Origin of the sequence: Bradyrhizobium sp. 186 (assembly GCF_023101685.1) — a bacterium.
Taxonomy (GTDB): Bacteria; Pseudomonadota; Alphaproteobacteria; order Rhizobiales; family Xanthobacteraceae; genus Bradyrhizobium.
The window spans coordinates 2958791-2983526 of sequence record NZ_CP082164.1; the positions used below are offsets into that span (position 1 = coordinate 2958791).

Consider the following 24736-nt stretch of genomic DNA (forward strand, 5'->3'; position numbering starts at 1 on the left):
GGTAGCCTAGATCCACGATCCGACGTAAATCGGTACAGCGGCGTAAATCGGTGTAAAGGGACCAGAATGGGCGATCCGGCGGACGCCAGCACTCAGGTCCTCGCTTTCGGGCCGTTCCGGCTCCTTCCGGCGCAGCGCATGCTGCTGGAAGGCAATGCACCCGTTCGGCTCGGCAGTCGGGCACTCGACATTCTGATCGCTCTGGTCGAACGCCCCGGCGAGGTAGTCAGCAAGGAGGAACTCGTCACCCGGGCGTGGCCGAACATTTTCGTCGAGGAGACAAATCTCCGGGTGCATGTCGGTGCGCTTCGGAAGGTGCTGGGACACGGCCAGTCCGTCGGCGGGTATGTCGCGAATGTTCCTGGTCGAGGCTACAGCTTCGTCGCGCCAGTTACGCGTGAGGGCCCCCCTGCAGCCCACGGCACGGCACGGGAGCGGCTTTACAATCTGCCGCCAACGCTGACGCGGATGATCGGCCGTGCCCGGGTGGTCAGTGAGCTGGCGGACCACATGCCGCGCGAGCGCTTTCTGACCCTAGTCGGCGCTGGCGGCATCGGTAAGACCACAGTTGCGCTGGAGTTGGCGCAAAAATTAGACGACTCCTACAAGGATCGTGCCCATTTCGTCGATCTGGCCTCGCTCGCAAATCCTCAATTGGTCCCCACCGCGGTAGCCTCGACATTCGAATTCCAGACCCTCTCCCAGGATCCGCTTGCTGAGCTGGTTGTCTTGCTTAAGGATAAGCAGGCCCTGCTCGTGCTCGACAACTGCGAGCATTTGATTGAGGCCGTCGCAGTTCTGACGGAAAGAATCTTCGCGGAGGCACCCGGCGTTCATATACTTGCGACCAGCCGCGAGCCCGTGCGCGCTGCAGGCGAGTGGGTGCACCGCCTTTCGTCTTTGGAGATTCCTCCGGTGTCGCCCGCGCCCTCCGCCACGGAGGCGCTCTCCTTCTCCGCCATCCAGCTCTTTACTCAGCGCGCTATGGCGAGCCTGGAATCGTTCAGGCTGACCGATGCGAATGCGCCGATCGTGGCCGACATCTGTCGTCGGGTCGATGGCATTCCGCTGGCCATCGAGCTCGCCGCGGGGCGGGTTGACTCCTTCGGCATTCAGGAACTGGCTGATCGGCTCGGTGATCAGCTCTCTGTCTTGACCAAGGGCCGCCGTGCGGCATTGCCGCGTCACCAGACTATGCGCGCGACATTGGACTGGAGCTATCAGTTCCTGCCGACGGCCGAACAGGTGCTACTCTGTCGTTTGGCAATCTTTCGGGGAACTTTTACGCTCACCTCGGCCACCGCGGTTGCCACCTGTGAGAAGCTCCGTGCGCAGGATGTGTTCGACCCCATTGCCAATCTGGTTGCCAAGTCGCTGATCACGGCCGATGTCAGCGGAGAGATAGTTCACTATCGCTTGCTCGACAACACCCGCGCCTACGTCACCGAGAAGCTCGAGCAAAGCGGCGAATACGCAGCGATGTCCAGGCGGCGTGCGGTGCATTGCTGCGCGGTTCTCGACAATGCGGAACGTGATTGGGAGAGACAATCAAAAACTGAATGGCTCAGGAACTATGCTAGGTGGATCGATGATGTACGTGCCGCACTGGACTGGGCCTTCTCGTCTGCTGGCGATGCGTCTTTAGGAATTGCCCTGACCGCCGCTTCAACACCTGTCTGGTTCGCGCTGTCGTTCGTTAGAGAGTACCGGGAGCGTGCGCAGCGGGCGCTGGAAGCTATCCCCACTGCCTCGATTGCGAAGCCAGAACTGGAGATGAAGATCAACGTTGCCCTTGGGGCGGCGATCTTCAATACTCAGGGCATCGTTCCGGAGATAGCCACGGCCTATGCGAGGGCACTCGAAATTGCCGAGCACCTCGGCGCGTCAACGTACGCGCTGCGCGCACTGTGGGGACTCGCGAGAGAACGCTATGTCCAAGGCGACTATCGTGCGGCCCTCAGCTTCTGTGAGAGGTTCGGCCAGGTGGCTAAGACATCGGGCGACCAAGCGGCCGATCTCGTACATGATCGAATGATGGCGCTCGCGCTCCATCTCGTGGGCAGACAGGCGGAGGCGCGTCTGTATGCCGACCGCACGCTCAACCATCCGGCCGCGGTAATCCGAACGGCACACAAGAGCTTCCACGAATATGACAACCGGGTGGCGGCACGCTCCCATCTCGCGCGCATACTTTGGGTCCAGGGCTTCCCGGATCAGGCGGCTGCGATAGCCCAAGAGGGTGTCGCATACGGCCTCTCGCTCGAATACCCGCCGCCGCTTTGCTACGTGCTGGCATATGCGGCCTGTCCGATCGCATTCTGGAATGGCGATATGGCGATGGCGACAAGTAATGTGCAGCTGTTACTCAAGCAGTCGGCGAATCTTTCCTTCGGCTATTGGCAGTCCTGGAGATATTGCTACGAACAGGTGGCGGCTCTCGGGGACGACGATGGTACGTTCGAATTCAAGCAGCGCCTGGATTCTCTGCGCGCATCCGCAATCGGCCCAATTTATTCAGATTTGCTCAGCACGTTGCGCGAGGAACTGACTGGACCGGAAACAATCGCCCGCGCCGAGGCAGGTGAAGCGGGCTGGTGCGCTGCAGAGATCCTGCGCGCCAAGGGGATGCAAATTCTGAAAGATGGCGGCCCGAACGCCGCCGAAGCAGCGGAGGTCCCGCTGCTGCGATCGCTCGACATCGCGCGGCAGCAGGGGGCCCATTCCTGGGAACTGCGTACTGCCACGAGTCTCGCGCGATTGTGGAGAGAGAGACGCCGCATTGCGCAGGCGCGTGATCTGTTGGCGCCCGTGTACGGTCGCTTCAGCGAAGGGTTCGCGACCGCGGATTTGAGGACGGCGAAAAGCGTCATCGACGAGCTCGCATGACACTGCCGTTTGGCAGCCGAGCGGCTGAGCTGCTTCTCGCTGCAAATTAACACCGCTTTTACAACTCTTCACTCGCGTCCGGCCCGATAAGCCCGCAGGCTCAAGGCGCCCGTAACTCATGCTGGCGGAAGGCTCTGAACTACCGCCGCGTCCGGCCGGCAACGCCGCCGGTTTCCGGCGGCCCAAGACAAGAAAGGATTCTAATATGAGCAATCAAGTTGTCTTGATCACGGGTGGACTTACCGGCATCGGTCGCGCCGCCGCCGTCGCCTTCGCCAAGAAGGGCGCGAAGGTGGTCGTTGCCGGCCGGCGTGATGAGGCCGGCCAGGCGCTCGTTAAGGAGCTGCGCTCGTTCGGTTCCGAGGCCGAGTTCATCAACGCCGACGTCCGCAAGGAGGATAACGTCCGCGCGATGGTCGACAAGACCGTCGCACGGTTTGGCCGTCTCGATGTCGCGGTGAACAATGCCGCCACCGAAGGCCAGGTCGGTCCGATCACGGACCAGACCGCGGAAAGCTTTGCCGCGACGTTCGAGACCAACGTTCTCGGCGTGGTCCTGAGCATGAAGCACGAAGTGCGCGCCATGCAGGCCCAGGCGAGCGGCAGCATCATCAACATCTCCTCGACCTATGGGCACAGGGGCGCGGCCTATGCCTCGATGTATGTCGGCGCCAAGCACGCCGTCGAAGGCATCACCAAGTCGGTGGCGCTCGAAATCGCCAAGTCGGGAATTCGCGTCAACGCTGTCGGGCCAGGCCCCACGGACACCGGCATGCTGACCCGCTTCACCGGCACGGCAGAGAACAAGGCGGCCCTGGCGACACAGGTTCCGTTCGCTCGGCTCGGCCTCTCGGAGGAGGTCGCCGATGGCATCGTGTTCCTCGGCTCGGACGAAGCCAGGTTCATCACGGGTCACGTCCTCAACGTCGACGGCGGTCACACCGCCAACTGATTCTGTCCGGGCGCAACTATTACGACCCACACCCGATCAACGCGCAATACTTATCAAGTGGAGGAGTCCAATGGCTAACGTGGTGAAGAAAAACAGCATTTCTTCTGAACTAGCACAGAAAATGGTGGATCAAGCGGTGGCGAAAGCGAGGAAAATTGGCGTTGCCGAGAACGTGGCGATTCTCGATGACGGTGGCAATCTCAAAGCCTTCAGCCGGATGGATGGGGCCCCGATCCTTTCCATCGAGATTGCGCAGAACAAGGCGTACACAGCTCTGTTCGGCGTCTCCACACAGGACTTTTTCAACTTTATCCAGGACGACCCGTCGCTTTTGGCCGGCATCCCCACGCTTGCGCGTGTGGCGGCCTACGGTGGAGGGTTTCCCATCAAGGTGGACGGCGAAATTGTCGGGGCGATCGGGGTCAGCGGGGCACCCACAGTGCAGAACGACGTCGATTGCGCGAGAGCAGCCCTGGCGCTCGTACCCGACGCGGTGCCGGCTGAGTAAAGAGGGCGCGACCATGATGATTCATAGCCGTCCAGAAATGGTTCATACCCACCAGACCGCGCCGACCCAGTTCGTAGAGGCCAACGGCAACCGCTTCGCCTATCGTCGCTTCGGTAAATCGGGCGGCGTGCCGCTGGTCTTCAATCAGCACTTCACCGGTACGATGGACCATTGGGATCCGGCGGTGACTGATGGGCTCGCGATGACGCGGGAAGTGATCCTGTTCAACAACGCGGGCATTTCCACTTCGAGCGGGGAGGTGCCGGGATCGGTCGAAGAAATGGCGGTCAGCGCGGCGGCGTTCATCAGGGCGCTTGGCCTTGCCAAGGTCGACGTCCTCGGCTTTTCGCTTGGCGGCCTCGTCGCGCAGGCGTTGACGCTCGCCGAGCCTGGTCTGGTCCGCCGCCTGGTCTTGGTGGGGACGGGGCCGCGGGGCGGCGAGGGCATGGCGACCCTGACGCCTGAGGCCGAGGCCGTGTTCGGCGCGACATATGCACACCCGGACGATGTGTGGCTTGGGGTGTTCTTCACACCGACCGAGAAGAGCCAAGCTGCTGGCCGGGCATTTCTAGAGCGGTTTCGCCTGCGCCAACAGGATCGCGACCCGGACGTCAACGAGAAGGTTGCGCCGGCGCAGATCGAGGCGATCAGCAAGTGGGGTGCTCCGCGCGCGGGCATGTTTGACTATCTCCGAGAGATTACCCAACCGGCGCTGGTGATCAACGGAAGCAATGACGTGATCATCTATACCGTGAATTCGTTTATTCTTCAGCAGAACCTGCCCAACGCGCAGCTTATCCTCTATCCGGATTCCAATCACGGGTCGCAGTACCAATATCCCGCTTTGTTCGTCGCTGACGTGACGCGGTTTTTGGATGCCGTGGTACCGTTTCCAACTCGGAAGGACACAGATCATGGCTGACAAGCCGATGAAGATTCCGGGGCCCGGCCACCCATTTCGATCGAAGCGAACCCGTCGCGCGTCGTGATCACAATCGGCGGAAAAATTATCGCCGACACAAGCGATGCGTTGACCCTTCGCGAGGCCTCCTATCCGGCCGTTCAGTATATCCCCCGTCGGGATGTCGATATGGCCGCGCTCACGCGTAGCGAACACAGCACGTATTGCCCCTACAAGGGCGACGCTTCGTATTACAGCATTGCCGCTGGCGGTGATCGTTCGCTCAATGCGGTGTGGACTTATGAGACCCCGTTTGAAGCGATGGCGCAGATCAAGGATTACGTCGCCTTCTACCCCGACCGTGTCGACGCGATCAGCTTACCGACGCCGGCGGCCTGGCTTTGGTGGCTCGGGCCACACGCCACTGCGCTGGTGACAATCGACTTCGCCGCAAAGGCATTCGCCATATCAACTACGGCCGAGCGTGACACGTTGGTACGAGGGGGTTTCGGCCAGGACCAGCATAAGTGCATGAGGCGGATCGTGTTCAAACCGCACGAGAGTAAGCGAGGCGATCGGCGCGAGGCGTTTCTCGAGACGGATGACAGCGGAGGAAGAGATAGATGATTAAAGACGTATTCGTCGCCGATGCATCGGCGCACAGCTAAAATCTTCGAGAGGACAACTATGCTGCAGGCCGGTATTCGCGGGGCGTTGTCGACGCCTTCTATGGCGCCCACTATGGCCTGTCCCCAGTGGGATATAGGCTTCCCCGTGAGCAATTCGCGCGCAACTGGACGCTCGCGGAAACCGCAAAGGTGCTGTTCGTCGAAAGCGATTACGATTTCGCCTGTCATCATGTCACCCCGATAAACGCTTTCAAGGACGGCGGGTGCAGCATAGAGAAAGCCCGGGAGGCCCGCGAAAGATGGCCTGAGCGGTTTCAGGTTTATGCTGGAGTGGATCCCGTATTTCCAGAGCAGGCGCTCGACTCGCTCGAGCAGCAGGTCGAAGAGTTGAAGCCGGTCGGCATCAAGCTTTATCCGAACAGCTACACGGCGGACGGTGTCGTCGGATGGCATATGGATGATCCGGAAATCGCCTTTCCTATATTCCAGCGGGCCCACGATCTAGGGCTCAAGGCCGTCGCCATCCATAAGGCCATCCCTCCAACTTTGGCGCCTACCTACCTATCTTTCCGGCTAGGCAAGGGACCACGCATCCGACTGCCCGACGATCCTACAGCCACGCCTTCACATCGCAGGGGAGGCGAACCAACAAGGTCTTGACGACTCCTGACTCGTTCATTGTCTTTGAACTCCGCGACCTGAAAGTGGGGATATCGCTCCCAAATCAACCTGAGCGAACTTCCATAGATATGCGCCCCAGGGTCAGTAGTCTCAATCCTTTGGGTGCCAGTTATTCACCGAGGCAGTATTCAGAGCATAGGCAGCATTCGGACGGTCCGAACCATTGACGATGCATCGGGAATAAGGACTAACGAAGCGTCTCGAAGCGTTGCATTGGCGAACCCCTCGCCAATAAAGCCCGCCGGGAATTTACGCTCGGCGGGCTATCGTAGATCGGCTGTTCAGTTGACGCTGAGCCCACTCACGCGCTGCTGAGGAACGAGCAGTGCTAGGCGTAGATCTCCCGGAACGATTGCGCCTCTTCTCCGCCGACGAGATCAACTAACAGCCGGCGCGCCATAAGCTCGCGCCAATCCATTTCCTCATCCGGCTTACGCCAGTCTAGAATGCACGACAGAACCACGGACACCTTCGCGGATCGGCCCGCCTCGGTGAGCGCTGGGATGGCCCACATCTGATCAATCAGGCCAGCCATTCGATCATGGTGCTCCTCGCTCAACGTGATCAGCCGATCCAGCTCTCGGCCTTCCGGCATTGACCAGACGAACGCCCAGCGGTCATCCGCGCTCCGAAATTGGTGCGCCGCCTTTTCTTCCTGGAGAAGCTGCTCGTATTTCGCATCCCGAGCCTTAATCAGTCGATGGAGCTCGTCGTTGTGCTCATTGGCAGCCCACCACGCCTCGAATATCTGCTCCTGGAGCCGCAGCAACGGGCTGTCGTCGTGGGGCGCCGCGGCAAGCGTGGTCACGGGCGCAACCACCGCAGCAGCTCCGGCGCCGGCCGTAGCCGCCGCCAGCCATTTGGAAAATTGCCGCCGTGTAGTAGGTGTTTGATTAGCCTGCATCATGGATCACTCCCGTGTTGTGGGTTAGAGCCGAGGCGGAAGTGTCAGCTTCCCCTCGGCTTGCTTTTGTGGTAACCCGATTTCATGGCTAAGTCAATTCAGGTTACCACTAAAAAGAAAAGGGGAAGGCCCGCCACGACGGGACGCGGCACCCAGGTCGGCGAGCGCTGGCACCCCGCCGAGCTTGCCGCGATTGATGCTTGGATAGCATCGTCATCCGACAAAACGATTACCCGGGCGCACGCCATCCGTCGGCTTGTTGCGTTGGGGCTGAAGGCGAAGGGGAAATAAGCGCCTTTCTACACTCCGAGGGGGGAAGAACCATGAAGCCGACGACGGTCCAATTCGCCGTTGGCTCCGCAATAATGTGTTTCAATGGCCGTCGGATGCTTCGCGGTGGCGCTTGGTTTCGGCGCCCACGCGTGGAACTACCTTGAGCTGCAAGCCCATGGCCGTGAGCACAGCAAGGACGGTTGACAAGTTTGGAAGCTGTGTGTTGGTTCGGAAGGCTCGATAGATACTCTGCCGCTGTAAACCCGTCTGCCTTGCCATTTCGGCGACGTTGAAGTCGCCAAGTGCTTTCCCGATGGCTTTGCAAATCGTGTGAGGTTCAGCCGAAGCGAATGCTTGGTTCAGCTCAGCGGCGACCTGCGACGGGATGACTGGCCTGTAGGTTTTTGTCATTTCGAGCCTCCCAAAGAAAAAGGCCGGCTCTTTGAGCCGGCCCCTTGTTCTTTTGACTGAAGCGACTCAGTACCTCGCGATCGCCGGGCCACCCCAGCGGTAGTTCAAGCGGACGAGGCCCATGTCGACGTTCTGATCGATACGCTCGGTGCGCGTAAAGACACCAAGTCCCGCGCCGGCGAAGTTGCCGGAGCCGGTGAAATCGACGTTACGACGTTCGAGAAAGATGTGATTGTACTCGATGCCAACCGACCAATTCGGCGCAAAGCCATATTCGAAGCCGGCGCCGACCGTCCCGCCCCAGCGGGTTTGATCGTTCGCCCGATCGAATTCAAGGCCGGTTGCAACGTCAAAGGTCCTGTAGCGATCGCCGACGACGGCGGCGCCACCTTTGACGTAGAACAGGGCGTTGTTCCAGGCGTAACCGATTTGGCCCGTGATCAGACCGAAGGCGTCAATTTTCGACTGATTGCGAAGGCCGAATCCCGCGATCGCGCTGATATTGTCGCCCTTGAAATCTGCCCAGTTGCCCTGGCCTTCGACACCGAACACCCAGTTCGCTGACTGCCAGCGATAACCGATCTGACCACCGACCGTGCCCCCGGTCGCATTGTGACAGCCTTCACCGACAAGACTACCCGGAACGCCCGTCACACCGCCCAAAGTGTCGACGAAGTCCCAGCACTTGTGGCTTGAGCCGCCACCGCCGTTGATGCCGATGTAGAAGCCGCTCCAGTCGTAGATGGCGGCGACCATCGGCGGCGGAGCCTTGGTGTACGGCCGGGCCGCGAGATCGGCCGCGCTGGCTGGAGCCGCCAGACCTAAAACTAGTGTTCCGGCCGCAGCCGCAATCAGTTTCTTCATTCGAGTCTCCCCAGAGATAACGAGTTCAATGAATTGGCGTGCTCGCCCACCTGCCCGAAGAATAGTACGTCGCGCTTCTGTACGTTGCTGTAGCTGGCTCGCAACACTCGCTATCAAAGGTGGCCGGAATTCTCCATATGTGTTAAGTAGTTGGGAACTAAATGCCCAGTGGCGGGCATATCGTTTGCAGCCCGCCAGCTGCCGCCCGCCAGAAGCGATTTCGCCGGCTAGGAGCCTGTCCCGGTAATGGACTTGGGATCAAGCGAATCGAGTTCTGAGCGTTTTTTTGGAGACAAGTTTCTCCTTAGCGTGCTGCTGCGAGTTTTGTGAGGTTGTGGGCGGTGCAGATCATGGCCCATTCGGCTTTGACCTTGTCGATGCCGCGCAGGAGGAACTGGCGGAAGCCTCTTGCCTGCTTGATCTGGCCGAAGACGGGCTCGACGATCTGTTTTCGCAATCGATACCGGCTTCGATAGCCTGCGCGCTTGAGCTTTGTGCTCATTCTGGCGATCAGCGTGCCGGATTTGAGCTTCCTTTTTGCCGTGGCCGCCTTGGTGCCGTGCTTTTGCCGTCCAGTGGCGACGTAGCCCTCGATCCGGCGTCGAACGAGCGTGCGAAGATTGGCTTGCGAGCAATAGCCCGCATCGGCCGATGCTTCATCCGGGTTCGTCCCGAGATTGGCTTTGATGGCATCGAGCAAGGGTGCGAGCTGCGCCTGATCGCTCGGCGAGTTGGTCAGCGTGTGCGCCACGATGATCTGATGGGCGCCATCGACGGCGGCCTGTGCGTTGTAGCCCTGGATGAAGCCGTTTTTGGTCGGCATCACGCGGCTGTCGGGATCGGTGAAGTTGCGTTGCGCCTTGTCGCTCGGCTCTGCCGTGACAGGCTTGGACTTGCGTCCCGGCCGGCCCCTGCCGCCGTCGCCGGAGCCGTCGTCGTCCGGCTTCGAGGCGGCTTTGGTTTCGGCAGCAGCCTTGGCTTCGGCTTCCAGCGCGGCCTTGGCGGCCCGGATCTTCTCGAGCCGCTTCTCTTTATTGGCCATCCAGTCCGGCATCTCGTCGCCGCGCTTCAAGGCTCCGAACTGGCGGTCCTCGGCCTTGTCGGTCTGAGCGGCTTCGGCGAACCAGCGTTGGACTTCGGCAGCAAGCCTCGGTTCGGCCTCTTTCATCCGGCCATAGCTCATCGCCTTGTTGATCCCGGCATTGGCCTTGATCTTGGTGCCATCGAGCGCCACATGGCCAAGCTTCACAAGGCCGGCCTCGCGGCACAGCTTCAAGACCTGCCGGAACAGGCCCGATAGCGCGGCCAGATGGCGCTTGCGGAACTCGCTGATCGTGCGGAAGTCCGGACGCTGCATCCCCGTTACTGCCGCAAAATCCAGCCGCTCCTCGCAGCCCCGAGCGATCCTGCGCGACGAGTAGATCCCCTGGCTGTAAGCATAAAGCAGCAGCGCCACCATCATGCCAGGATGATAGGGCGGAAAGCCGCGCTCCTCGTCGTAGGCATCCATGATCGCCGACAGGTCCAAACCCGTGCGAACCGTGTCGCGAACAAAGTGGGCCACGTGCCCGGGAGGCACCAAATCCTGGACCGACGGCGGCAGCAGCCAAACCTGATCAACGTCCCAAGGACGAAATGTCTTGCTCATCCGCCGTTTGAATCACGACGCTTGTGCTTCGTCGAGAAAAATCCGATTACTCGGACAGGCTCCTAGTAGAGATCGGGTTGAAGGTGAAGCTGATGTCTGACGTAGAAGAACGCGCGGAGATCACGCAAAAGCGCGAAGCAACCGTCAAACAGCTATTGCGTCGCGCAGCCAAGCGCACCCGACCAAGCCAAGCCTTTTCTGTAGTTCCTCATAGCCGCGAGACAGATGCGAACCGTGAGTTCGCGCCAGATCGCGACGCGGACGCCATTGTATGGTTCTTGATCGCCCTCCCGGTATTCATGGTCGCCCATGCACTCTGCGTGAAGATTGGCGCCATCTAGCTAGCTCCACGGCAGGGACGCACAAAGAGAGCCTTTGTTCATCCCGATGGTGCGCTCGGATCTCGCGACGTCACTTCCAGCAGGGCCGCCTCCAGTTGGCGGTCTGTCCAGCCGATGGCAGCGAAGGGCTGAATCCAGCGCACCTCAGCGCGTTGGAGCTTGCCGCAGCGTTCTTAGCCGAGGGCCGCAGAGGTCTACACGCTCGGAACCGAGAGCGCGGCCTGAGATATCTCCAAAAGACACACGCCAGACCGTGTTGGGATAGCTGCCGGCACACACCAAATGTGTCGTATCGGATGCATAGTTGACGCAGCGCTTTAGACACTGCCTCGCCAGCGCAGCTTGGCGATCGGGGCAGTTCAGACCGGTTCTTTTGTCTTCGGCCTTACCGGCGTCGTCCTCAAAAAAACAATCCCGCAACTGCGCATTTCCGGTTAACACGTTCACGCATTGAGCGGTCGCGTCGCCGACCTGCGCTTTGGTCGGATTCACCAATGCGCACTCTGGGGGAATCTGAACTGGGGCCACGTAGGTACGCGCTGGCCGGCGGGCGAGCACGGCGGCTCGGTGCTTGCGCACCGCGGACCCACGTGACGGCCCTCGAGAATCTTCGGCGCAGGCGATAGGAAGGCATCTGGTCCACAGCGGACCGCTGCTCACGCACCGATTGGCGTCTGGCGCGCAGCCGGTGGGGCAACAGGTTTGCGCAGACGCGGGCGATATCACCGCATATGCCAAAACCAGGATTGGCACCTTGAGATGGCGCATGTTCCCCGCACCAGACAGCTAAGCGGCGCTCGACTTGTCCTTTTCAATCGCGCTCATTCTTTTTCTTCTTGTCATCTCCATCCTGGCCGCCAAACCCCGAGGAGGCCTTGTTACCGCCGCCACCTCCAGATCGGGAGCCTTCCTCTCCGGAATGCGCGACCTTGGACCCCTTTGCGCCACCCGCGTTCTCGCCGCCACCCCGCTTGAGCCCCCACCACCGCCGCCGGCTGATGAATGCTCCCCTGTCGCGTTTTCCTTGGTCGAGGGCTCCTTGGTCGAGCTGTGTGGATCATTGTCGAAGACTGAATGATTGCTGCCGCCGCCGCTATATCCTGCTCCGTCTTGGGCGCCGGAACGTGCGATGGCTGTTGACGTCAACGAGGTCGACAAGAGCAAAGTCATCGCTGGCGAGGTTACGGCAGCAAACGTGCCACAAATCTTCAAGAACTCCCGGCGGTCTTCGTCGTCTTCTGTTGTGGGCATCAGGTCCCCCTGGGCTCGATTGCGACAGTTTAAAATTAAATCAGATTAAATAAATTAAAACCTATTAATTGGTTCAATCACGAAAAGTAACGTTCTTGTGCTCCTACCAGTTGTACCCGGCCTCCACCCGCGCAGACGGCAGAAGTTCTGGGGTAAGGTGAAGAACCGCAGCCACCCTGAGCCGGTTGGCGCTGAAGTATATTGCGGCAACAACTCGGGACTAGCATGCTGTATAGAATTTCGGTTGCCGTGGCGTGGGCTTCTCTTGCCTTCATCACCTACGCAAGTCTCTCTCCATTCCACGACAGGCCTCAACTGAGCAGTTCGGCCAACATCGAACACATCGCGGCCTTTGCGTTCCTAGGTTTCGCATTTTGTGCCGCGTACCGGGACCGGATGACGCTGGTGTGCAGCGTCGTGCTTGGTAGCGCAGTGGTGCTGGAATTGTTGCAAAAGCTGACGCCAGATCGCCATGCTAGATTGCTGGATGCGTCCGAAAAGGTCGTTGGCGGGTTGCTCGGGATTTTGCTCGCCAGTATCGCTTTACGCCTGATCGAGCGCTGGACGGCTGCGTCTGATGTCTGACGGTTCTTGCGGGTTTGCCGGGTCCATGAGGCGCTGCGGGCCACGCCAGCGGTTGCGCTGGGCATCACAGACCGTGTCTGGACCATTGGCGATTTGATTGATGCCGTGCTGCCGTTGGAGCCGAACAAGCCGGTTCGGGTGAAGCGCAACTTCCGGGTAATAGACGGCGGGCGCCTCGCCGCCGGCCATCGATCCTCGGGAAGCCGTGGTCAGTCCCCCTCAGGCAGCCTCAGGATCACCACGTTGCCCGGTTCGCTGGGACTTGACCGCTCGCGCTGCCTCTTTACCACCTGCTCAAGCTCGAGAGCTTCAATTGCGAGCTCATCTGCCAAGCGCCTGAACAATTCGCGTTTTTCTGGGTCGCTCGTCCGCCTGCTCATGAGGGCGAAATCTGAGGCGTTGGCACGTAACTTGTCTAATCTGTCCCCTAGGTCCTTCATCGCTCAGGTCCTAAACGGCTTTGGCAAAACGCTCGAACACCCTATCCGCTCTTCCTTAACCACTCGTTAGGCGGTGATCCGGTGAACGGGGGCGGAGTTCCCGATTCGCAAAAATGCGTCCCGAGTTCGTATCATTCCGTTGATGCGTATGGCTTAATGAGCCTCTGGCTGGCGACCACCGGCGGCATTGGACGGAAGGACGACACCACCGCAGATGCTGAGGCGTTTGTCTTGCTGCATGGTGTTGCGGCAGGGGCGGTGCCATTCTCAGGGGTGGTTCCGAGCCGATGCTGATGAGCGTCGGCTGATCGAGTCGCCCATCGTGTGATGGAGTTGCTCAAGCCGCCGCGCGAGCTCTTGCTTTTTGGCAACTATCCTTGCAGCGAGAATCTCATCGACCTCTGTGTGGAGAGCCCACAGCTCATCGATGGATATGTTCTCAAATTGCTCTCTGTACATGATTCCACCCAATCTGCTTCCCAAATCGCTAGGGGCTTTTTCTTGGCGTTCGCGCCGGGACCGTCGTGCTTGGCGATTCTTTCAACGGCGACGTGCCGGGATACTTGGCGCCGTTCTCTGTGCCTCGGGCCAGCCGACCGCGACGAGGAGAGGATGTGGGCCGGCAGGGGGGTGCGTGGGCCAAGGCGCACACGGGTGCGCTTTCAAGCGCCCGGGTCTCCTACCATAAACCGGAGAAATCGCACTGTTCGCTTGTGAACATACCGGCCCCAGCATCTGACGGGTGGCTGCCCCGATGCTGAGGCCGTTTCTGCGCCGGTTGTCGAAAGCGGGGCAAATGCAACCTGCGCTGCACGGGTTCTTATGGAGCGTCCGCTCGGGCGAAGGCAGAGCGTGCAGCAGAAGCCCGGAAGGCTGCCGATCGGCTCGCCTGCGAAGCCTGGACGCCATGTCCATCTTACGAAGGTTGCGAACAGACGGCGGCCGAGTTGGTATTCCAGTATCCGATCGTTCAATGGCCCGATGAGCGTTCAAATGGAAAACCGCGTGATCGTAGTACATGCCTCCGGAAGGCTGCTAGACCAGTTGCGCGGAGAGCTGCACTTCGTGGTCGTGCTTGCGCGAGTGCAGGGCGTTGAAATCGGAGATGCCGTCGACGCCGAGAATAACGGCCTCGCCATCGATGGCGAAGTGCTTCTGCCCGTTCTTAAGTGCGGCCTCGGCGATTCCAGGGATACCGCCTCGTCCAATCGGTGCCGTTCCGGGAGAGCAGGCGCACGCGGTCGTTCTCCCGGATGACTACTATCCGGTAGCCGTCGTGCTTCACTTCATGGATCCAGTCCGGTCCCGATGGGACCTGCTTGCCGGCGGTCGCCAAGCAAACCCCGTACGTCATGCGCATAAGCCGGAGATAAGCACTTCGGCTGGATTTTACGAACCTGTCCCTGCGCGCCTTGCCGCTCTCTCCAGGAATTCCAGCATGGAGGGGGCCACTTCCTCAAGCTCGACGAAACGACGGCGCAACTCATCCGCGATATCCGCGGTCACATCGCGCGACCATCCCTGTGTCGTGTTGAAGGCCACGATGCGAGCGGGATGCATGTATTGGCCTTCGATCAGGTGCCGTATGAGCGTCGCACGATTGCCGTCCTCTTCCGCCGTCTCGCACCAAGCGCGTCCGAGCCGGTCGCCAAAGTCCTCAAGCACAAGGTAGACATCTTGGTCCGCCGCCACATGAGGCACGATGGATGGGGAGCGGCGCATGCCAGAAACTCCACGAGAACCTGCGATTCCCTCGATAACGTTACTATTTAATGCGAGGAGTAAAGACAAAATCGAAAATGAAACAGAATTAAATGTAGACAAAATCAAAATGTGGATTTAATTTTGGAAGTACCTTGGCGCCGGACGAACGCGTCAAGCTCTCCGAGAAGCGGCTCCAGCGTCCGTCCTGCCCCCTGCTTACCCTCGGATGCGGGGGCCGTTTCTTCGGCATATGGGGAGCGAACCATGAAGTTCCTGTCCCTGGGTGACTTCTTTCTTATCTCTGCGCTGACGGGAGCAATTATGCTGGTCGAGATGGCGCTCTTCATTGTTATGGGCATGATCTGAGCCAATGAGGAACACCGGGAATTCGCAGCTGACGCGTCGGTGGGCCGCGCTCACGAACACAAGAAACGACAGTGCGAATACGCTCGCGGAAGCGCCAACGCGCTCTGTCAGACCAATCCCCACACTATCGCTTCATGGAGGCGCCACATACGGACGTAGTCCGCCAGCGCTTCCGCTCCTTTGGTTGGTTGAGGGCGCCTGAGGAACTTGGGCTTGCCCCCGCGGATCATATAAGTTCACTTGCAAATCCCTAATGAGCAGGGGGTGCCGTGGGTATTTTCTTACTCTTTCTCGCGGCGTGCGTTGTTGGCGTTCTTCTCCTCCTCGCATTCCGCCTATAGGGCCGACAGCGGACGCAACAGTTGCGTTGAAACCTCAGCCCTGCGCCGAATTAAGGTTTTTGGCTGGTTGTTTTTGACTGTGCGCGGTTGAGCGCGTTCAACTCCATGGCTGGAGACGAACGTGATCACTTGGCTGCTAGTCATCCTCGTCGCTGTCAGCGTTGCAATCCTGATTGCGCACGCGATAGACGCGATACGTTCCTGAAGCTCAGCGCAGCGGCGCGAGCTACTGCTTGAAGGTAGGTGACTATGCGTTGTTCTTTGGGCTGGAGTTGAGGAGCGGCAAGGCCGGCAGATCGATCGGCTCGTCTAGAGGTCGATCGACCCGGTCCGCCTTCCTTCGGCTGACGAGGAGACCAATAGAGCCGGCACCCTACCGGCAGGGCTCCTGCGATCATCAACGATTCCCACAATGCCATTGTTGAGTCCGCGGCACGAGCAAAAGTCAAAACGCACGCGCGTCAAAGCTACGCAGCTGCCTTCTAAACCATTTAACCATTTAGATTGATCTAGCAAAAGATTTAATATATATAATTATTTATATTTGGATTTATATTCTAGAACGCGCGGGGTGCATTTTATGCCCTCGATAAAGTCTACGCACTTCAGCGCAGAGCCTTCCGAACAACGCTCCCCTGATCGCGGGCGTGCGCCTCCTGCGTGCCCCTCTTCGACTCCTACTGAGAGGGGTCTGAGTGGGCCGGGAACCATCAACGTCATGCCAGAGGTCGCGAACGACAACGCGGGCGCCTGGCCTCTGCTACCGTTTCCTGATGGCTGGTACGCCACCTGTTGATCTGTGATGCGGCTCGCCCTGCGGTGCTCAGCAAGTAGCAGGCGGGCGCATTTGATAGCTTTCAATTGCCCACAACATCCGCCGGTTCACGCTGGCGGACCTTCACAGCAGCCCGAAGGCCCGAGCAATCAGCACGGCGGTTACGATCGCCAGCATGGCATAAACGGTTCTTCGACCGACGCGGTTCACTTCTCGATGCGAACGGGGCAGACCATCAGACCGCCACCACACTCCAGTTCGATCACCTTCACGTAGCACGGGCTTTTTGAGCTGCCGCCGCAATCAAATGCTGCATCAGCGCGGTTTCTACCAGGCGGGCGATATCGCCCGGCTGGCTCATTTCATGGCGAGGAATCTCGTCGTCATTCACCGTCATATCCGTGGCAACGTAGCCCGGGCAGATCACCGTCGCCCGAATGCCGGCCGCGCGACTTCTCGGCGAATGCCGTGGGTGAGTGCGACCACGGCGAACTTGGTCATCGCGTAGCCGACATTGCTTCCCACGCGTTCTCCGGCGAGGGACCCCAGATTGATGACCCGCCCATGACCGCAGACGGCCAGATGAGGCAGGCTGGCTCTGATGAGGCGCAGAGGACCCTTGACGTTCACGCGCCACATTTCATCGAGTTCGCTCTCGCCCTCGTCGGAGACGCGGACCTTCGGATTGATTCCGGCGGCGTTGACGATGGCGTCGACGCCGCCCCACCGTGCGACCGTTGCGTTGACCCAGGAAATCGGGCTCTTGGCGTCTTTGGCGTCATAGCGATGCGTCATGAGTCTCTCGCTCTCCGCGAGGCGGCTCGGGTCGCGCAGCCCCGCCGATACGCGGAAGCCCGCCGACAGCAGCCGGTCGACGACGCCGCGTCCGATGCCGCGCGAAGCCCCCGAGACCATGACGATCCGATTGCCGACCTCCAACATCCGAGTCCGTCTCCTACGGGTGAGCCAAGAGCATCGCGACATGTAAGGGGACATGACTGACGGCGAGTAAGAGAACTTCACTCTGCCGGATTTGTCGAAGCCCTGTCCTAACCTAGACTAGGACGTACCTGCCGGATGCGGGCCAAGACGTCCGCCAGCCAGGACGTTCGGTCCGATGGTGTGGTTAAGGTGAGATCACACCGCAAAACGTGACAATCATATGTGTGTTTTGACACTCTTATGAGTCCCACGACAAAGAGCCAACGCGCGCATCAAGCTCCGTATCCTAGTAGAGAGTAGTCCAGCACGCTGTCGTGCAGGTAGTTCGGCGGGAACAGCCAGGCATTGCGATTCGGCCGGCGCACGCAGTTGATCAAGGAAACTGCTCGGGCGATATCCTATCCGCCCTATATCGTTCACGCGCTGTCTGAAAGATCTTGGCGCTGCACCGCTCGGAGTACTACTTACCGCGTCCAGTCCCGGAACTGATAAGGTTTGGTCGCAAAGCTTATCAGTTTGCGGAATCACCAGAGTTTTGTCTCCCGTTTGACTCGAGAGCGAAAGAGACGCTCGCGACCATCGGGGCGATGAGCAAATTCATAGCGCCAAAAAGGCGATAAATGTGCTGCCTTTTTTCCTGAGGCAGGTCAGCGGTTTGCAAATGCAGGATAATGGCCTAATCACCATGGCGTCGAATTGGCCGGAAACAAGCCTGCGGATTATATTCCGACATACTCGCTACATCACGACTGACGCGAATAACCGTAGAAGTCCTCAACATCGACCGTGTGACACAGGTTGTTGATGCCGTGCCGTTTGAAAAACCAATCGTCGCCATACGAATGAAATCCTGGCCAAGTCATGGACCCAGGTAAATTTTGAGGGCGTCGTCTCTAGCATTCTGAGAAGCGCACCCCGGCGCAAGATTAAGAATCAAGATCATCCCATGAGTGCGCCGCCGTCTTAATGATGCAAATCATCGAGATCAGAGGCGGGATAATCCTTCAACCGCTTTACGTGTACTCGTAAGAGCTTACCACGGGCAGAATGCGGTAATTCGCCATCATGTCTCCAAACAGCGGCACGGCGGCGAGCGTCAGCACGGAGGCTTCGATGGGGCAAAGTCGAGTTAGGACGTACTCATAATTGTTCGCTCATATAACCACGGTCTGGGGGCATTGGGCAGTGTAGCAGCAGCCTTGTCAGAACGAAAACTTACAACTAGAATACGAGGTGCGGCGGTAAGACACCGAACTGATTTTAGCAGGGAGGGATTGATCATGGCCTCGCACACCAAGTCACAACCGAATTTCAATCGGCGTTGGTTCCTTGCAGGAGCCGCCGGCGGCGCAATGCTTCCCGTAGCAGCGCACGCGGCCGGTTCAAATAAAAAGCAAAAACGCGGTATTTATGCGGACGAGGCGGGCACTGCGAAGGACGATTTAGAAGATAAGGTGGCTGATTTCTCGTACCAAAGTGATGTCCTCGCACAATGGATCGTCGATATATGGACAGGTCCCGCCAACAATCCCCTGATCACACCTAGTACGGGTACGATATCCATGACGCAGTACCTAGCGCGCTCGGCTGCAGCAAAAACAGCCCTCGCGGCTCGGGGCATCTATTTGGAGAAACCCATCGTAATCACGGAAGACGAGTACGATGCTGGGTTCAGTTTGGCAGACACAGGCCTAGACAGAACTGTCGGAGTCGTTTTTGTGCTGCCGAGACCCACACGTCCGACTCTTGCTGGGCCGCCTCTGCTTGAGACGGCCAAGATGCTGATGGCCATCACGCCGAACGGAATTTAGCGGTATTGCAATCCGTCTCGGATGCGACAGGGTGTCTCTGGCTCGGCGTGAGTTTTTGTCGCATCCCAGCGAAAATACACGGGCGTTCACTCCAAAGTGGAGGTTCGAATGGCACGGCTGCTCACGGAGTGGGTCAACGTCACGGGCGATATTTCGATCATCGCTCGCCAGTCGGGAGAGGTTTGGTTTCATTCCCCCGGAGGCACAGAAGAAAACATAGATCCCTTCGCGGCACAGATGACAGGTGTCGGCTCAGCGGGCAGCACGGTCGGGCTGCTTGACGGCGCGATAAATCTCGGATTTGCCCGAATCGAAAAGCAGCTCGCGCGCCCTGACCCGACGCTCGTCGGCTATATCGTAGCCTTGGTGGGCGCGTATCACACGTCTGTCGACACGCCTCGAAATCTCCGGCGCGCCGCCGGGCGCTTCAACGAACTGGGGAGGCCCGAGGTCGCCGACTACTTGGAAGAGCGTGCGCGGGAGGAGACCGGTCACGACCGGCTCGCGCTCAAGGATTTGCGTGCCTTGGGTGTGCCCGGCGAGCGACTCGTCGCTAACTTTATTCCGGAGGGTATCAAGCCGCTCTGTAAGCGCTTCGATGATCTCTGCGTCCATGACTATCCAATCGGCTGCATCGGCTATTCCTACTGCCTGGAGCGCATCGCGGCGCTGAAGCAGGAAAGCGATATAGAGAAGGTGCAGGCGATCTGTCCGGGTGACATTGATGCCAGCCGCTTCCTCAGAAGTCACAGCTCCCTTGGAAGCGAGGCCACTCACGTCGAAGAAACCATCAAGTTCGTAGCCTCCCTTCCCGCGAATGATCGTATCAGAGTCGTTCAGGAGACGTATGAATCGGCACTGATTCTAGCGGAGGGATATAATCACGAGCTTCTCAAATCCGAAGCGGAGATGCTTGACGAGCTTGAGCAGGCGCTCGGAGAGGCGCTCCCGTGTCGTCACAGCTCACATCCTTTGTAGGGTGAAAAGCGCGGCGCTCGTCGGCCCGCAGCGTGAGCGGAACAGCGCAACAGTTCATCGCCAGTTTGGCATGGCGAGAAGCACGAGAATGGAGCCCGGTCCCCCGATAGGGTGATAGGACGATGCGATTCAAAGCGATCAGGCGCCGCGACTGCGCCGTGGGTAGCTGGGTAGGGCACCGGCGGGTGGCGTCCTCGCGCCGAGCTGCGGTTGTGCCTCGACGCCGAATAAGGAAATTTCAGCGTTAATTGAACGCTGATGTAATATTGTGTGCGGGAAATGATATCGTGCGCCGGAGAAGGTTTCCTGCGTTTAGGTGACAAAGGCCACACACGGCGGCCTGAGGCCCAGCTCCTTGATGGACCACGGCAGTAGGCAAGGACCTCTGCAATGACGAGGACAACAACCACCGACTTAGCCGAGTGGCTGGGTAGACACGGTCTAAGCCAGTACGCCAAAACCTTCGCTGAAAACCATATCGACTTCTCGGTCCTGCTGGATTTGACGGAAAATGATCTCGAAAAGCTGGGAGTATCTTCTCTAGGCCACCGCAAGAAGCTGTTGACGGCCATTAAGGCATTGACGGCCGCGCGCCAGCCCACCGGCACACCAACGCCGGTTGCAAGCGCCACTGTGGTATCACCCTCTTCTGAGAAACATCGCGAAGCTGAATTCCGCCAGATCACAGTGATGTTCTGTGACCTGGTGGGCTCTACACAGCTATCGGAGAAGTTGGATCCTGAGGATCTCCAAAAGCTCATTGACGCGTATCGGGTAGAATGCAGCGCGGCAATTGCGCGCTATGGAGGCGAGGTCGCCCGCTATTTCGGCGATGGAGTGATGGCATTTTTCGGCTGGCCTCGCGCACACGAGGATGACGCCGTTCGCGCTGTTCACGCTAGTCTGGAAATTGTGTTCGGAGTTACGAAGATTTCAGGGCCAGTTACCCTAAATTGTCGAGTGGGTGTTTGCTCGGGTCCGGTCGTTGTCGGTGAGATTGGGGATAGTGGTACATGGTCGATGGACGCTGTGGGGGAGACGCCCAATATCGCCGCACGTCTACAGACCCTTTCCGCTGCCAACACGGTACTCATCTCGGAATCGACGAGGCGCCTCGTATGGACAGCGTTTGATTTTCAGGACGTCGGTCTCCACGAACTTAAAGGCCTAAGTGAACCTCTTCACGTGTATCGCGTGCTCTCGGCAAAACATTCCGCTAGCCGCTTCGAGGCTGCGCATACGGGCTCTCTTACCCCGCTCATTGGACGTTCAACCGAACTGAGCTTGCTGCTCGATAGATGGCGGAAAGTCAAAGAAGGTGAGGGCCAGGTCATATTGCTCTCGGGTATTCCCGGGGTCGGCAAATCAAGGCTCCTCCACGAATTGAAATCGCATGTTCAGCAGGAGCCACACGTTTTGTTGCACCATCAGTCCTCGCCCTATCATAGTCAAAGCCCATTCTATCCGGTGATCGGTCAGATCGAACAAGCAGCCCAACTAACAGCTCGCGGTGCCGAGACAGATAAACTTGCCAAACTTACAACTTACCTTCCGCGATCAATCAATAATTCCAAAGAGCCGGTCTTGCTCATTGCCAAACTGTTATCAATCCCTTTGGAAAATAACCTGGAACTATCCGGTCTTACGCCGCAGCAAATAAAGAACAGGACGATAAGCACGCTTGTCGAAATGATCTTGGCGTTTTCTGTCCAACGCCCCACGCTCTGCATCTTCGAGGATGCGCACTGGCTAGATCCATCGACACTTGAGCTGCTTGAATCGATCATTAGCGGCATCGATCACGCCCGCGTGCTACTGATTGTGTCGTGCCGGCCCGAGTTCCGTCCCACATGGATGACGCGTGCGAACGCCACCATGCACTCGCTCACTCGATTGTCGCTCACCGAAGTTAAGGCGATGATCCGAGATATCTTGAAGGGAGGAAGCATGCCCCAGCCGGTGCTCGACCGAATTATTGCAAAGGCCGATGGCGTCCCGCTATTCATAGAGGAACTGACGAGCAGTATGATGAGCGCGCCCTTACGAACCCGAGGCACTTTCGAGCGCGTACCACAGCTAGCATCGCTCAGGGTTCCGGACACGCTGAGTGATGCATTGATGGAGCGGCTAGACCGCGTTGCGCCGAGTCGCAGACTTGTACAGATTGCGGCTGTGATTGGGCGCGAGTTCTCCTATGATCTCTTGTCGGCCGCATCACGAATGGGCGATGACGATATGCTGTCGGCCCTCTCGTTGCTCGAACAGGCCGACATCATCTATCGAGTGGGAATTTCACCTTCCCTTCGTTTCGCCTTCAAGCATGCGCTGTTGTGTGACGCAATCTATGACTCCTTGCTTCGGAGTAAGAGGCAGCAGATACACGCGGACATCGCGGCAGTCTTACAGCACGATTTTTCGGAGCTCGCCGAAAATCAACCCCAAGTCCTGGCCTATCACCATCAAGAAGCAGGCAATCACCAATCGGCCATTCGTTGCTGGTTCGAGTCTGGGCAGGGCGCGCTCGCGCATTCCGCCAACGTCGAAGCGATTGCTAGCTTTCGAAAGGCCCTTCAGCTTCTGGGTGCTTTGCAGGAAACGCCTGAACGGATCAAACAAGAGATCGACATTCAATTGGCATTGGGAATACCGCTTATCGCCGTTCAAGGGTATGCCTCAGCGGAAACCCGCGAAGCGTTTTCGCGAGCCCATGCCTTATGCCTGCAACTGGGCGATATCCCTGAGTATTTCCAAGCCCTGTTTGGGTTGTGGGGGCACTCCTGGATGGGCGGAAAGAATGACGATGCGCTCCGCTTGGCTGGTGAGTTCCTATCACGGTCACGAGCATTGTCCCAACCCGTGCCGCTGATGGTGGCTCATAGAGTGATGGGCAGTACGTTATTGACGATGGGGGACTTCCGATCGTCAGCGAACCATTTCACGGAGTCGATCAAGCTCTCAATTGGCAAAGGAAAACAGCCCTTATCCAATCTTTACATGGTGGAACCCCAAGCGGCTTCACTTCTGCTCCTGTCCTGGGACTTGTGGTTTCTGGGCTATCCGGATCAATCCCTTTCCCGCGTTTCGGAAGCGCTTGCCTTGGGTCAAGACCTTGGCCACCCCTACACCGTGGCGTTCGCTCATTACATGACGTCTGTTGTGCACCTCCTGCGCGGCGAGGCCGCCCTCGCCTTCGAAAGCGCCGAAAAAAGCTTTCAAATGTCGCAGGAGCAGCGGTTTTCGCTATACGCAATTTTGTCGAGAATTTCACGAGGCCGAGCAGCCGGCGAACTAGGCCGACTTGGAGAGGCCCAGGAAGAAATGGCATTGGGACTCGGCGAAGCGCGACGGAATGGCGTCGGCTTCATGCTTCCAATGATGGTCAGCTGGCTGGCGGACCTGTACGCCAAGGCGGGCGAAATCCAAAGCGCGCTATCGATTGTCGAAGGAATCCTGGTCGATATTAGTGACATGACAGGCAGGTCATGGGAATCAGAGTTGCATCGGCAAAACGCGCAACTTCTTCTAGTACTCAACCCATCGAAGACAAGAGAGGCTGAATCTCATCTTAAGAAATCTATCGAAGTGGCGCGTGGTCAAAGCGCCAAATCCTTGGAACTACGCGCCGTCACAAGCCTTGCAGAGCTCTGGCGGACGCAAGGGAGGCCTGATGAGGCGCGCGCTCTGCTAGAACCAATCTTCCGTTGGTTCGACGAAGGAGCCGAAACGGCTGACCTCAGACGGGCGCGCGACGTTCAAAGTGCCCTGGGCTGATCCCGCGCGTCGCGATCGCGGGCACTCTGCACGAAACCTAAGGTCATGCTCTTCGACGAACCTACGTCGGCGTCATTATTGAGGAAGGGCCTTCCTCGTGCCGGCTTTGCGAACGCCGAAGAGGCGATTCGAATAGCCCGCCACTTCCGCCGCAATAGATTGCTTCCGATATTGAGAAACGTTCTGCCTTCAGGCGCTGCTGACAAGCTTTCAGGGAAGCGGAGCCGATGTCGCGGACTGATAAGCAAATCGCAGAAATGGAGTCAGTTGGTCGACTGATAAGGTAATACGCGAAACCTTATCAGTTGTTCGATGACCGCCTTAAAGCAGACGCCTCCCAAGTTGGGAGGCCATACTCAGGCTGTTTCCTTCAACGTTATCCTTATCGGATGACACGGAAACCGGTGAATTGAGAAAAAATTCTCAGAAAGGTCCAATCAGCCTCGGACATGTTCCCTTAGCTTCACGCATGCATTGCAGAGGCCGCTGGCGGGTTGAATGGTTGAGGGGAACACATGGACCGATTGTCAGGGAAGATCGCGCTAATAACCGGCGGCACTAGCGTGAATAGGATTGGCGACCGCAAAACTGTTCGCGGAGGAGGGTGCCTTTGTCTTCATCACGGGAAGACGACAGGCCGAACTCGAGAGGGCCGTGGCCGCGATTGGGCCGAGCGCCAAGGGCATTAGAGGTGACATCGCTAACGTTGGCGATCTCGATCGTCTCTTCGAGGAGATCAAGAGTACGCCCACGATGAAGGCCGCCTTGTTCTGA

At 58.7% G+C, this 24736-nt stretch carries 18 protein-coding genes and 1 pseudogene; 12 read left to right on the forward strand and 7 right to left on the reverse strand.

Annotation, left to right across the window (positions count from 1 at the left end):
- The first annotated feature begins 66 nt into the window (after nucleotides 1-66).
- The 6 genes and pseudogenes from IVB18_RS14000 (at nucleotide 67) to IVB18_RS14025 (ending at nucleotide 6536) form a co-directional block, all read left to right on the forward strand.
- Nucleotides 67-2886 carry a winged helix-turn-helix domain-containing protein gene (locus IVB18_RS14000; protein WP_247989666.1) on the forward strand — a complete coding sequence of 940 codons (2820 nt, stop codon included), beginning with the start codon at nucleotides 67-69 and terminating at the stop codon, nucleotides 2884-2886.
- Nucleotides 2887-3091: 205 nt separating this feature from the next.
- Entirely contained in the window at nucleotides 3092-3838 is a 747-nt protein-coding gene (locus IVB18_RS14005) for a glucose 1-dehydrogenase (RefSeq protein WP_247989667.1), read from the forward strand.
- Between the two features lie 70 nt (nucleotides 3839-3908).
- Nucleotides 3909-4346, forward strand: a complete 438-nt coding sequence (locus IVB18_RS14010) for a heme-binding protein (protein WP_247989668.1) — start codon at nucleotides 3909-3911, stop codon at nucleotides 4344-4346.
- Between the two features lie 13 nt (nucleotides 4347-4359).
- A complete protein-coding gene (locus IVB18_RS14015; protein ID WP_247989669.1) occupies nucleotides 4360-5268 on the forward strand; it encodes an alpha/beta hydrolase in 909 nt (302 codons plus the stop codon).
- Nucleotides 5261-5652: pseudogene (locus tag IVB18_RS14020) on the forward strand (DUF427 domain-containing protein); the annotation flags it as partial. The gene IVB18_RS14015 and the pseudogene IVB18_RS14020, both read left to right, overlap by 8 nt.
- 413 nt (nucleotides 5653-6065) lie before the next feature.
- Complete coding sequence (locus IVB18_RS14025) at nucleotides 6066-6536, forward strand: amidohydrolase family protein (RefSeq protein ID WP_247989670.1); 471 nt, start codon at nucleotides 6066-6068, stop codon at nucleotides 6534-6536.
- Nucleotides 6537-6885: 349 nt separating this feature from the next.
- On the opposite strand, the gene IVB18_RS14030 is transcribed toward IVB18_RS14025, so the two are convergent.
- From IVB18_RS14030 to IVB18_RS14045, 4 genes are all read right to left on the reverse strand, one after another.
- The gene (locus IVB18_RS14030; protein ID WP_247989671.1) at nucleotides 6886-7464 is read right to left on the reverse strand and encodes a hypothetical protein; all 579 of its coding nucleotides are present in this window, start codon (nucleotides 7462-7464) and stop codon (nucleotides 6886-6888) included.
- 369 nt (nucleotides 7465-7833) lie between these two features.
- The gene (locus IVB18_RS14035) at nucleotides 7834-8145 is read right to left on the reverse strand and encodes an addiction module antidote protein (RefSeq protein ID WP_247989672.1); all 312 of its coding nucleotides are present in this window, start codon (nucleotides 8143-8145) and stop codon (nucleotides 7834-7836) included.
- Between the two features lie 66 nt (nucleotides 8146-8211).
- Nucleotides 8212-9009, reverse strand: coding sequence for an outer membrane beta-barrel protein (locus IVB18_RS14040; protein ID WP_247989673.1), 798 nt, complete (start codon nucleotides 9007-9009; stop codon nucleotides 8212-8214).
- A gap of 304 nt (nucleotides 9010-9313) precedes the next feature.
- Entirely contained in the window at nucleotides 9314-10657 is a 1344-nt protein-coding gene (locus tag IVB18_RS14045; RefSeq protein WP_247985020.1) for an IS1182 family transposase, read from the reverse strand.
- A 77-nt stretch (nucleotides 10658-10734) separates the two neighbouring features.
- Here IVB18_RS14045 and IVB18_RS14050 point away from each other — a divergent pair, with 77 nt between their 5' ends.
- Nucleotides 10735-10998, forward strand: coding sequence for a hypothetical protein (locus tag IVB18_RS14050; RefSeq protein WP_247989674.1), 264 nt, complete (start codon nucleotides 10735-10737; stop codon nucleotides 10996-10998).
- Between the two features lie 1476 nt (nucleotides 10999-12474).
- Entirely contained in the window at nucleotides 12475-12834 is a 360-nt protein-coding gene (locus IVB18_RS14055; RefSeq protein WP_247989675.1) for a VanZ family protein, read from the forward strand.
- Nucleotides 12835-14663: 1829 nt separating this feature from the next.
- Here IVB18_RS14055 and IVB18_RS14065 read toward each other — a convergent pair.
- From IVB18_RS14065 to IVB18_RS14070, 3 genes are all read right to left on the reverse strand, one after another.
- Complete coding sequence (locus tag IVB18_RS14065; protein WP_247989676.1) at nucleotides 14664-14996, reverse strand: hypothetical protein; 333 nt, start codon at nucleotides 14994-14996, stop codon at nucleotides 14664-14666.
- Between the two features lie 1732 nt (nucleotides 14997-16728).
- Nucleotides 16729-16851, reverse strand: coding sequence for a hypothetical protein (locus IVB18_RS51605; RefSeq protein ID WP_256476729.1), 123 nt, complete (start codon nucleotides 16849-16851; stop codon nucleotides 16729-16731).
- Between the two features lie 32 nt (nucleotides 16852-16883).
- Nucleotides 16884-17402: an SDR family NAD(P)-dependent oxidoreductase gene (locus tag IVB18_RS14070; RefSeq protein ID WP_247989677.1), complete on the reverse strand. Its 519-nt coding sequence runs from the start codon at nucleotides 17400-17402 to the stop codon at nucleotides 16884-16886.
- A 1280-nt stretch (nucleotides 17403-18682) separates the two neighbouring features.
- Here IVB18_RS14070 and IVB18_RS14075 point away from each other — a divergent pair.
- The 4 genes from IVB18_RS14075 (at nucleotide 18683) to IVB18_RS14090 (ending at nucleotide 24736) form a co-directional block, all read left to right on the forward strand.
- Nucleotides 18683-19213: a hypothetical protein gene (locus IVB18_RS14075; RefSeq protein WP_247989678.1), complete on the forward strand. Its 531-nt coding sequence runs from the start codon at nucleotides 18683-18685 to the stop codon at nucleotides 19211-19213.
- A 108-nt stretch (nucleotides 19214-19321) separates the two neighbouring features.
- On the forward strand, nucleotides 19322-20191 hold the full coding sequence (locus IVB18_RS14080; RefSeq protein WP_247989679.1) for a hypothetical protein: 870 nt from the start codon (nucleotides 19322-19324) through the stop codon (nucleotides 20189-20191).
- A gap of 390 nt (nucleotides 20192-20581) precedes the next feature.
- On the forward strand, nucleotides 20582-23962 hold the full coding sequence (locus tag IVB18_RS14085; protein WP_247989680.1) for an adenylate/guanylate cyclase domain-containing protein: 3381 nt from the start codon (nucleotides 20582-20584) through the stop codon (nucleotides 23960-23962).
- 573 nt (nucleotides 23963-24535) lie between these two features.
- A complete protein-coding gene (locus IVB18_RS14090) occupies nucleotides 24536-24736 on the forward strand; it encodes a hypothetical protein (protein WP_247989681.1) in 201 nt (66 codons plus the stop codon).